The 11715-nt window shown below is 44.9% G+C and carries 10 protein-coding genes; 2 read left to right on the forward strand and 8 right to left on the reverse strand.

Annotated elements, in window-relative coordinates; translation table 11 throughout:
- Positions 1-19 precede the first annotated feature (19 nt).
- Complete coding sequence (locus ACGS9J_RS23285; RefSeq protein ID WP_017891032.1) at positions 20-502, reverse strand: transcription termination/antitermination NusG family protein; 483 nt, start codon at positions 500-502, stop codon at positions 20-22.
- Between the two features lie 1039 nt (positions 503-1541).
- On the opposite strand from ACGS9J_RS23285, the gene ACGS9J_RS23290 reads away from it, so the two are divergent.
- Complete coding sequence (locus tag ACGS9J_RS23290; protein WP_129935394.1) at positions 1542-2588, forward strand: Replication protein; 1047 nt, start codon at positions 1542-1544, stop codon at positions 2586-2588.
- A 760-nt stretch (positions 2589-3348) separates the two neighbouring features.
- Positions 3349-4224 carry a hypothetical protein gene (locus tag ACGS9J_RS23295; protein WP_129935294.1) on the forward strand — a complete coding sequence of 292 codons (876 nt, stop codon included), beginning with the start codon at positions 3349-3351 and terminating at the stop codon, positions 4222-4224.
- Between the two features lie 134 nt (positions 4225-4358).
- Here ACGS9J_RS23295 and ACGS9J_RS23300 read toward each other — a convergent pair whose 3' ends face one another.
- From ACGS9J_RS23300 to ACGS9J_RS23330, 7 genes are all read right to left on the reverse strand, one after another.
- On the reverse strand, positions 4359-5072 hold the full coding sequence (locus ACGS9J_RS23300) for a replication initiation protein (RefSeq protein ID WP_233527572.1): 714 nt from the start codon (positions 5070-5072) through the stop codon (positions 4359-4361).
- A 621-nt stretch (positions 5073-5693) separates the two neighbouring features.
- The gene (locus tag ACGS9J_RS23305) at positions 5694-7667 is read right to left on the reverse strand and encodes an acyltransferase family protein (protein WP_442233045.1); all 1974 of its coding nucleotides are present in this window, start codon (positions 7665-7667) and stop codon (positions 5694-5696) included.
- Between the two features lie 216 nt (positions 7668-7883).
- Positions 7884-8039, reverse strand: a complete 156-nt coding sequence (locus tag ACGS9J_RS23310; protein ID WP_129935300.1) for a DUF4113 domain-containing protein — start codon at positions 8037-8039, stop codon at positions 7884-7886.
- Between the two features lie 3 nt (positions 8040-8042).
- Positions 8043-8603: a hypothetical protein gene (locus tag ACGS9J_RS23315; RefSeq protein WP_442233046.1), complete on the reverse strand. Its 561-nt coding sequence runs from the start codon at positions 8601-8603 to the stop codon at positions 8043-8045.
- 367 nt (positions 8604-8970) lie between these two features.
- Positions 8971-10233, reverse strand: a complete 1263-nt coding sequence (gene umuC / locus ACGS9J_RS23320) for a translesion error-prone DNA polymerase V subunit UmuC (protein ID WP_442233047.1) — start codon at positions 10231-10233, stop codon at positions 8971-8973.
- A 2-nt stretch (positions 10234-10235) separates the two neighbouring features.
- Positions 10236-10652, reverse strand: coding sequence for a translesion error-prone DNA polymerase V autoproteolytic subunit (gene umuD, locus ACGS9J_RS23325; protein WP_129935306.1), 417 nt, complete (start codon positions 10650-10652; stop codon positions 10236-10238).
- Positions 10653-10847: 195 nt separating this feature from the next.
- Complete coding sequence (locus ACGS9J_RS23330; RefSeq protein ID WP_129935396.1) at positions 10848-11534, reverse strand: SOS response-associated peptidase family protein; 687 nt, start codon at positions 11532-11534, stop codon at positions 10848-10850.
- Between the last annotated feature and the right edge of the window lie 181 nt (positions 11535-11715).

An 11715-nucleotide genomic window follows, 5' to 3' on the forward strand; every position in this document is an offset into this window, starting at 1 on the left:
AATAAAGCGGGGATAGCGGTTAGCGTAGTGCTTCTATGAAGGCAAAGAATAGGGCGCTGCGGGTGTCGCCATCATTTGTATCAACCAACGCCTGTATTTGTTGGCGCTGTTGCTGATTAAGAGGTGTTGCCCCTTTATCCCAGCGTCGTTTGCCTGGGTTCTTACGGGAAAAGGCTTGCACGCAAACAGGTAACTGCATTACGTCATCCACAACAGCATCTCGAATTGGAGTGATTTCACCGGCAAAACGTACCAGGTGACTTATCCCAGGGCAGAGTTCGATTTTTGATGAATGGTGGATTTCGGTATCAAAGAAGATGAAGAGGTACCCAGGAAACATTTGCTCCATCACCGGCCGCAGCTGGCCTGGACGATCGGAACGGGGACGGTATGTACGCATGACAGGGCTGAACGCCATGATATTCATGCGTTCTAACGTCATTTGGGCTTTAAAGACATTGTCTTTACCCGCTTTATGGCAGGCGAGATACCAGCGTTCCATGACATTCCCCGTTGATGAGCGGCAGAAAAATGATAAAGCGCAGCGAGACAGGCAGGCTCCGCCAAAATCAATCCCATGTTGGATGATTGGCAGAGGCTGTTGTAAGAGGAAACGGACATCGCGGTTTCTCCTGACTGCGCTTTAGCCTGGACTGCACCCGACACCCGGGGCAGGGAGGTGCCCGATTAGGTGTAATCAGGCGCAGTCCAGGCTAAAGCTAAATTACAAGGTTCAATGGGTTGCTAGTTGGCGGACTGGCGATCCTTTGAAGCCTGTGCTTAAGTATGCCGCGAAGTGTATTTGCAAAGTTAAATTGTGTAAACGGTTTTTTTGACGATCTTAAATGTTGTGAAATATGCCATAAACAGAGCTAAAATCCTGTATAACTCAATTTTTTGAATCAATGATCTAGAAAAGATCCTTTTTTCAGATCATTAGATCGACATAACTATCAAAACAGAATAATTAACTATATTAATCAATTGTTCATTTGCTTGTTTATTGAACAATTTGCCGTGAAAAAGCAATTTCGATGTTATTATTTAGGTGGATTCTTATTGAATTTAGTTTGATAGATAAAGGGTGGCTCTATTGTGGTATGAAAATCACTCAGGACATCTTTCGATTAGGGGGGGTATTGCGGGAAGACGTGGCTAGTTTTGTTGGTCAATCATCAGAAACGTAGGTGAACTGCACAAAAAAAGATCGCCAGAGATCCTTTTGTTGCAAGGACGCGAAAATCGGGTAGTATTTACAGCGATTTGTACTGTTTTAAAAAGGTACTAAGTACCTGAGCAGTCGACGTAATTCGATCAGTGTGTAACGAAAATTACAGGCTGTAGTGGATAGGGCATATCCTAAATGTCCAGGGAACAAGGCTTGGAAGGTACAGGCCTTGAATGCAAAAACCCCCCGAAATCTGTCATCAACTTGGCGGAAGAGTCAGATATCAGGGGGTCAAAAGCAGGCGCTGGCCTGCAGAGATTATAACGCATGCTATTTAGAAAACAATACCTGTCCGCCATAAGTTCAGGACAGGGTGACTGAGCAAGCAATCAACTATCAGGTTCGCCCTGAACCTGTCTATTCTCCAACCCGTCGCGGTGAATCAAACCGTTTACGGAAAGGACAACCCAAAATCCACTGTCACCATGTAGCGGTGTTCTCCGGTACCGTACCTCGTGGCGCCGCTGCTAAAGTCGTTGCTCGTATTCGCCAGCATGACTGGAACCGGAATTCTGCGTTGGTTGCATTGCGTCAACGTGGATATATCCCATATCGACGTCGAAACGATCCAAGTTATACCCCGAAACCTATGCGAGTGAGCACACGTGAAGAAAGCCGGCGTGCATTGACCGCACTTTCCTTAGCATTAGCAGCCAACTGCGACTATAACCCGGATGCTGATTACCCGTTTGAGATTATTGCTCCGTTCGAGGAAATCGCTCGCGCCATCGGCGTGCTGCATATTTATGAGAGTGGCCGTAAATCTTGTGATGTGGCGACCCATGCCAGGGATGTGATGGAGGAGTTGGATTACCTGGTTGTGCATCGGGCTTGGGATACTGATGCTGGCCAATATAAAGCGATGCGTATTTTTCTTACAGAACGCTTTTTTACCAGCCGTGGGATCGCTGTTGAGGAAATTCGCTTATGGCTTCATGGCTACCGCCAGTGGGCGATGGTGAACGGCCTAACAGAATCCCTGCGCAAGAAGCACGAACGTCATCAACTACGCATGGCCCGACTTGGAATTGATATTGATTCACACCATTCATTGAAAAATCGCCTGCGACAGATTAAGAGGTGGGTAGTGAGTCCCGATCTGCTGCAAGAGAAGAAGGCGATCGTTGAAGATCTAGGGAAAGAACTAGATGAAATGGCCTCTAAAATGCGAACGCGCAATGGAAAAATAGTGAACAGGTATCAAATGACTTGGGTTCGCTGGTCTACTAGTGCAGAGGCTCATCCAATAAAGATTATGCAGCTCAAGCGCGGCCTAACTGATGAACACCCGTCTTTAGAGCGGGATGATCCTGAACAGTATTACCGGCTGTTGCTGGAACGAGCCGGTGTACTCCACTAAGCATTATTTTCACCGTTCAATACAATGACCCGTGCGCCAGCGCGGGTTTTGTGCTGCGTGTAAGCGCTAAAAACCCATTTGTATATGTCTAAGGTACCCTTCAAAAGTCTGCCGGAACGATAAATTAGACGTAGTTCATGGTCTTCGACCGTCAACTCAAACAGTTGATGAAATATCATTCAGTTAACTTCGAACGAACTCACAAAAAATAGTTAATTTCGAAGGTTATTTCTGAACAAAACAAGCCCCAAAAAAGGGGAGTATATTTCGTGCCGGCTAAAGCCAGGCTCTCGAAAATAGCTCCCTCCGCTTTGCTTCGGGCTATAACACTCCATCCCATAAAGCACGAAACCTCGATAGGCAGAAAAATCCTAGTTCAATCGTTTCTTCAAGCTACAATGCCCACCCACGAAAGTCGGCTTCGCCTCCAAGGTAGCTCACCGATTGCAAGGTACAGCTTCGCAACGGCACGTTGCGATCTACACTACAGTAAACTTTTTAATCACCGAAAAAGACCGGCTTAGCAGGATGGGGGGCCGTTTGGGGTAGTTGTGGACAATAATTGCGGATGAATCCACAGCAGCAATAGTTGTCCTATAGATATTGAACAAATCCATTGATCGATTACTGATCAATCAACATTAAAGCGTGCAGAAAGTAGGGTTTTACGGCGAATAGAACGGGTATTTTGGGATGCTATTCACGGAAATCTTGAGTAACATTATAGGTTTAGTCACGGTATACAGACTGATAGGCATTTATGGCGACGTTGTTTATTGATTTACTTATCAAACCGCGTAAAAGATTCAGACTCAAAACAACCTCTCAGGATGATTTGACTCAGCAATTAGTGCGATACGTGCAACATCACTACATCCGACAGACTGGTTGGGAGCTCTATAAATATGGTCGCAGCTGGGGAAATTTGTGCCATGTTGTACCGAGTCCATTTATCGCCTGGCTAGAAACGCACAAAGATAACCCTCGAGCTGTCGAAATCGTTGAAAGCTGTAAGGTATACCTTAGTTCAGAAGAAGGGGTTGTTGACCCTTCTATAGCCGTGTACATCCCTCTCAGTTGGTTATGTATTACGATCCCTCCAATGAACGAAGCATTGCGCGAACATTGGCAAACCCGGATTGGCACTGTTTTGTCTGATCCGCTGCCCGTGAGTGTCCCAACGCTTAAACCTTCCGATTATTATCTATTGTGTGAAGGACGGGCAATTCCCAATGTATGGCAGCACCATTTTGAGCTGTGCATGAGAAATAGCATGCCGTTTATTGTGTTGTGGCACTTTCCACCCAAGCAAGCCCGTTTTGTTACTCGATACGACATCTTGTTTTCCTGGGAGCCCTTGGTAAAAAGCCATCTGCACGTTTTCGAAAACCCCGAGTATCCTGACATAGCAAAGATCATCACCAAGCGTATTACTCAGTTATTGAAAGAAAGGCGTCACTTGGAAGGGTTCAAACGAGTCACATTGCAAAATGTGTTGGGTGAAGGGCAAATCAACATTCTTAAACTCAGTTTTGAGGCTGCTGAACAATTGACGTTAGACCTTGTGAAAATGCTCCAGCTGATGATCGACGAAATAGAATTAAAGCTTAAGAAAAAGACGATTCGGATGCCTTGAAAAGCATGGGTATGGGAAATAGCTAAAGTTACTATCATTTCTGCATGCCGTTCGGCAGAAGATGAAATTTAGCCCAACGACTATGGGATACAGCACAAGTTCGTTAGGCTCAATGTATGGGAAAAAGCTAAAGTTCAAACGTTAGGTAAGGCTGGCTCCGGGTTTTTCGTAATGATGGTAAAAATCAGTTTGCCATCGTCGGTCTCTGACATTGAGGCCGTCAAGGGGGTTTCTTTACTGATCTTATCCAGGGCCGGCTTGATGAACGTCCGTTTCATCTCAGCAAAATTATCTCGTTGCGATTGTGGGAGTTGGTAACGTTCAGCTAACCAATTTGGTGTTGTGATCCATATGCCGGATTTTCTAAACTGACAAAGGCTTTCGTAAAGGCGGATAGCTCTCACACTGTTAATGCGGCCACAATCATAAAGATTGTAAGTAGTGAATTGACTACTAAGATCAAGAAGGTAGGGCATCACTTTATTATTGAATTCAATGTTCCATGAACCTCGGCCTCGTTTTAAACCAGCTTCTGCCAGCCAAGGGCGTTTCCGTTCTTCATACTCCCCATCAGATGGAAAGAAGGTAACAGAGCTGTTTGACAAGGCATCAATGCCCTTCCTGACATCTGTACTGGCCGTAGCTTGGCTCACCTTGAACAATCGCTGGTAATCAGCAACTCGCACTGTAAACGTACCTGGATGGTCTTCTTGCCGATAGGTTTCCATGAGGCATAACCACAGTACTCGTTTTGCCTGCAGTGAGAGATAGTAAGCTGCCTCGGTCAGTTCATTAGATTGTGCTATAGCTGGACGACTAGTTTTAACAATCCCTTTATTTTCATTCATATAACTATCTATGGGTTGTTTGTAATGTACCCATAGTTGCATCAGCTAGATGATGTGGTCAAGGCAAACTTATGTTGTTTCCCATAGGGATTCACAGAAAAAACTAACTTTAGCTATTTCCCATACGTTCTTTAGCTGTTACCCATAACAACTTTAGCTGTTACCCATAGTAACTATAGGTTTCACCCATAGTTAGTTTTGGTATATCCCATATTGACAGGGCTGAGGGCCGCACCACGAAAGAGCTCACGCGTTGTCTAAAAAGCTTTTAAAATGTTTTAAAAAACATAAAAAAAGCACTTAAAAAACAATCCTGTAGATATGTGGATAACTCTATTATGGGAAACACCTAAAGTTTAATGATGTAAACTGCGGTAGCCCCCACCGGAAAACCGGCGGGTCCCATAAAAAATTTGAACTTCATAAATCGTTGCTAGAAAGGCCAATGTAGCTCTTTTGCCGGTAAGACCATCATCGCAACGGCTCGTTGCGATCCACACCTCTGGGGAGTGTCCAGCGTTGTTAAAAGACCAAGTCTAGCAAGAGGTGGGGAACAGAGAGGATCGTTGTTGATCCTCTCAATATAGGTATTGTGGCTACACCTTTCTTCTCTACAGAAGACTATTTGAAAGGGTTTCCATTTGAGCGTAAATATATTTCTCCTAATTTATACGCTGCAAAATCGTTCAAATGACCTACATCACGGAAAATAGAAACCCCATCAATTTCAGTTTTACATTTATTCCCGGCACATTGGGCATCTTTGATATCGATAACTATCAAAGACGGGTAGTCTTTTTGTAATTCAATAAATTTTTTATCAAACCAACCCATGTTGGACTGTGACCATTCTTGGCTATTGCATTCTCCATGTGTATATTCCTGTCTTAGAACTACCTTTTCTTTCAGACATGTTTCGTATCCTTCTGGTCGAGTGTAGATCTCTTTCATTATTACAGGCACAGAACCGGATTTAACTATGATATCCAATGATTTTCTCAGAGCTTCGTCTAATCTTTTCATTGAAAGTTCTAACGAGCGATCATCTTCAGGTTGGTTGATTATTTTATCGCTTACATACATTGGCCATAGTTCACCAATAATAACATAGTTAAATTTGTTATTTTCTATTTTATTATAATACGTCTTTGTATTGTCATAGCATGCTTGATATACAGTGTTATAAAAATGCCACCAATCAAATTGATAAATCCCAGGCAATGTTAAGCAAGATGATGTACTTAGTGACGTTATTGAAAGGTTTGAATTTTTAGCTAAAACATCCAAGAACATCCAATAATGGTTTGAATTAGAATCACCTATGAATAAGGCTTTCTTTTTAGATGATATTTCCCCGAAAGTACAAAGCACATCATTGTTTTCATTATCAAATTGATCTGTTAAGCAGTCTGAGCGATGACCGGATAGAGATTTATATTCATCAATAAGAGCGGATGATCTTGAAAAATCACTTCCGAACCGCCAAGGAAAATTGTCGGTTTTTTTTGCTATCGAGTAAATTATTACAGACATTAATAGAGGAATGACGATTAAGATCGTTACTGTAAAAGAAAGACTTTTTTGTACTTTACGTAACGGCATTTCGATGTATTTGTAGGATATACAAGCAAGTATACATGATCCTAGCAAAGTTAATAATAACATCATCGTATTATTGAACAAATTAAGGTAATGTAGCAAGGCGATCCCTGGCCAATGCCATAGATATAAAGAGTATGACCTTTTACCTATACCTACTAAGATGTTTGACGATAGTACAAAAGATGAAATGGAATCTGTTTTTTCACCGGAAAAAATAATCATCCCAGTAGCTAATGCTATTGCCACTGTGTAAATGTTAGGATAACCATTTATAATTCCTGGATAAAAACCTATGGATATGATGCTTAGTAGACCTATCAGGCCAAACAGGTTGGTGAATTTATTGCTTTTTTCGTTGAATTTGTAAAATGCTAAGCAACTGCCAATTTGTAATTCAAAACAACGTGAAATGAAATCATAATATCTGTCAATGTTAGAATGATATGATAAGTATAATGATGTGATTAATAACGAAATAGTGATTATATGATTTGTTATTATAACTCTCTTTTCGGGAAAGTATTTTAATGCCATATGTAATGCTATTGGGAATGTTATATACCACTGCCATTCAATTGATAGTGACCAAGTGTGCAATAGTAGCAGGTAATTAGAATCTTGTGATGCATAACTTGTGGTCACATCAGCAAAATATTTGTTTGATGAGAAATACAATGCGTTCTTTACACTGTGAAGATATGTATTGTAATCTTCTGGCAAATAGAAAACACTGCCAATTATTAACGTAAATATTATTGCGCATAGGAAAGAAGGTTGAAGTCTCCAAATTCTACGTATAAAAAAGTTTTTTAAGTTAAATTCATTATTGTTTGTTCCGCCCAATATTATTTTTGTTATTAAATATCCTGAAATAACAAAGAAAACATCAACGCCGATGAATCCAGAATTGATAAAGATGCATCCAGCATGAAATAAAATAACTAAAGTAACGGCAATAGCTCTTAAGCCGTCAATGTCGCTGCGGTACTTCATTATAACCTCTGATTTATTATGACTTCAAAAACATTATACAATTAAAATTATGTGAGTGATATAGAGTTGATTGGAAATTTCAATGTTCTGTTGATGTGTTGTTAACTTTTTATTTAAGTGATTTTTATATTATTAGATGAGATGATAAATGATGATTAGTGCGTGAGATTTAATTTCGAATATTTGACTTAATTTAATTAATTAGTACGGGTGAACTTAAGATAGCTTGGCTATAGGGATGTCGCGAAGCCTCGTTGTGTAACTTGGATAAAGTAGTTCCCTGCGCATTGCCCAGATCTTATTGGGGTCAGTTTGGATATCGGAAATTATTGTACGCTTAGCGTATTTCCAAACTGATCCTTGGTAACTCATCACTTAAGATCTGACCTTTAAGTTACAGCCTACACGGAATGCGCTCCCTATTTCGAGATATTCAGCTCTCGCTGCTCCGGTCAGCTGCTGCGACTGCTCAGTAAACCCGGCTATATCATGGCTACACTTTTTCGACGTCGCTTTGTAGCCGCGAACGCACATTTCATAAACGACGTTAGGATCTGCTAATTTTGAACGTTGCGCGATGGCACTGCACGTCGCAGAGACGCGCGCTTGTTCCTGGCGCGGACTTAACTCTTCCGCTGGTGCTACCGTCTGCGTTTTTTTCGGTTTGCTGCAATCCAGACTGCGTGCGGCGATACGCTGCTTTAAATAGGTTTGCTGGGCGTAGTAAACATCAAAATCTTCTCTTTGCATCGTTGCCACACCTCCAGATTTTGCGGGGGCTCTGTTAACCGTGGCTAACGCCTGGCAAAGTTCATCATCGCCGGTGATTGTTTTCAGCTGGTCTACCGCAGTCTTTTCTGCGGGTGAGACGTAATGCCCGCTACATCCCGCTAGTGTTACCGCCATCGCTGCGATATAAAAAGTTAAACGCTGCATTAAATGCCCTTAATTGTCTATTATTAGTACCATGGGGGGCGGTTTGAAAACCGGAAATTATTGTACGTTTAGAGCATTATTTTACCAACGTTGGTGAGTAATTTATTGATCTTGTATCAGCGATTATCGCATTTAAATTATCGGGCATTCTGTTTCGCATTTAGGTTATCTCATTGGCTAAAAATGCTAGCCAAGCAGTCTATAGTGCAGGAGTACACCCTATTGCTATAGGTAATTCTGTTCAAAAAATATACTTACCGTACAATAATTCTCTATATCCAAACTGCCCCCTACAGGGGAGGGAATGACCTGCAATCTTCAATGCCATGTGTTACCTGGCCCAGAATCCTCGATGATGAAATATGACTTACGTCATCCTGGCGACAGGAATATCGCTGAGTCGTGTCGTGTAGCAGGGGGAAAGCAGTTCTCGGCGCATTGCCCAAGATTTATTCGTCCCTTGGCCAGCAAACCAAACTTTACCCAGCCCGGAATGGTTTATGCCATCCATGACTTTCATCAGCTGTTCGCTGCCGGCACGCGGTGGATGTTCGTCGAAGAGATCGATCTGGCCAGGCTTGTCACAGAAATCGTTCAACATGATGCCCGTTTTCTGGTAGCGATACCCGTCGCGCCAGATGGCGTTGAGCGCTTTCACGGCCGCTGCCACGATGTCGCGGGTGTCTTGCGTGGCCAACATGAGCTGCACGCTGTGGTTGTTCGCGTAATACGGCTCATTGGAAGCAAATGGACTGGTTCGCACAAATACTGAAATATGGCGGCAATACTGCCGCTCTCGACGGAGTTTCTCGGCGGCGCGCTCGGCGTATTGGCACACCGCCTGGTGCATGTCTTGCAGCTGCGTAACGCGCTGGCCAAAAGAGCGGCTGACGATGATCTGCTGCTTTGCCGGCAGCGCCTCGATCGAGATGCACGGAACTCCGTTCAGTTCGCGTACTGTGCGCTCGAGTACGACACCAAACGTCCGGCGAATCAATGCCTGATTGCTGTCCGCGAGCTGCAGCGTTGTGGTGATCCCCATCGTGGCCAACTTTTTCGTCAGTTGGCGCCCGCATCCCCAAACTTCGTTGACTGGCAGCAACGCCATCAACTTTCGTTGTCGGTTGCGGTTCGTCAGGTCGACCACGCCGCCGGTGGCCGGCCAGGTTTTCGCAGCGTGATTCGCGAGTTTGGCAAGCGTCATCGTCTGGGCGACACCGATCCCGCAGGTGAGTCCCGTCTGCTGCAAAACGGTATCGCGAACGCGCCGGCCATAGTCTTCGAATGACTCAACGGCATCGATGCCGGCGACGTGCAAAAATGCTTCATCGATACTGTAGATGGTCAGCGCCGGCGCGAGGGATTCCAGAACGGTCATGCAACGTGCCGACATATCGCCGTACAAGGCATAATTACTCGAGAACACAGTAACCTGATGTATTCTGATTGTGTCCTTTGCCTGGAAAAATGGCATGCCGCGTTTCAGACCAAGTTTTTTCGCCTCTCTGTTGATTGCCACCAGGGCGCCATCGTTATTTGATAATACAATCAATGGCTTATGTTTAAGATCTGGCCGGAAAACCTGCTCACAGGCACAATACATTGAGTTGACGTCAGCCAGCATAAACATGATCACCTCCCAAATGAGTGGAGGGCGTGGATCACCACACCGAAAATTTCCAGGGTTTCGGGGTAAATGGGGCTGTATGCCGGGTTCATTGGCGCCAGGCAGACCCGCGGGGTGAGCAGTAGGCGCTTCACAGTAAATTCGCCGTCAACGGCGGCGATGACGATGCTGCCATGCACGGGTTTTTCCGCCCGATCGACGATCAGCAAATCACCCGACAAGATCCCGCCGTCGGTCATCGATTCGCCAGTAGCCCGGATGAAGTATGTCGCCGCCGGATGCTTTATAAAATCATTTAAATCAATTGATTGCTCAACATAGTCATCGGCAGGGCTGGGGAACCCCGCAGGGCATTGTGTACCAAATAGCGGGAGTTTTACGGGCTGGCCTGGTGAAAATAAATACAATTTTGGCGTGTTCATAATAGGTATAATTTATCTGTATATATATACAGTAAATCATAAACGAAACGCGCGTGGACGCAAGCCTGAAACCAAGCCACCCTGCCAGTTGTGGCGTAATCTAATAATTTTCTGAGTGTTTTTTTATACCCATTGACGATAATTTTTCGGGGGCTTGCGCACATGTTATCCACTAAAACTGTGGATAACGCCGGGTCAGACTTTGGGTGTATCGATGGCCACGATGAGTGATGCACTGTCATTGCGAACGGTACCGACGTCTGAGGATACTGGCTGCCAGGCAAAACTCTCCGCCTGCAGACTGTAGATGTCGGCCAACATGTCACCCGGTGGCGGAATCAACCGGCTATCGAGCCAGTCGCGGGCGGCGGCTGCCGGCAGCGCCAGTGGGCGCCGATCATGAATATCCGCCAAACCGTCATGACTGGCGGCCGTGATAATGACGAAGCTGTCAGCCACTTCCGGATCAGTGGCGCACAACGCGGCGAAGAACAACGGGCTGCGATCGGCGGGATAGATGAAATACGGCTGTTTCAGTCGCGGATTGTCCGGGGATTTTTTCCATTCGTACCAACCCGATGCCGGTACCAGCGCACGCCCATGTTTCCAGAGCGGACCGAACATTCGGCTGCTTGCAGCGGTTTCGACGCGGGCGTTGATGAGGGCCGGTTTTCCCTGGGCGCGCCACCATGCTGGCGCATATCCCCAGTCAACCGGCGCCAGCTGCAGCTGATCCTCATGATGATGGAACAGCGGTACCGGCGTGCCGGGGGCGACGTTATACCGGGCGCGCCAGTCGCCGGTGGTGATCACCGGCGTTTCGGACTCCAGGGCTGCGAGAAATTCGTCTCGGCTATGGAACTGGGCAAAGCGGCCACACATAGGCAGCTGATCCTTTTGTGTCGACATGGCCCAAGTATAGCTTCAGCGGCGTGGTAGGAATTTGAGTCAGGAGCTAATTTTGTAACTCATTGAAAATGTTAAAAATGTCAAGGCTAAGTAGAGATGTCCGGGGTGGGGCAAAGTTCAAATGTCCATGGAGACTGTAATTTAAATTGTGTAT

This window comes from Serratia quinivorans, assembly GCF_052113645.1.
Classification (GTDB): Bacteria; Pseudomonadota; Gammaproteobacteria; order Enterobacterales; family Enterobacteriaceae; genus Serratia; species Serratia quinivorans_B.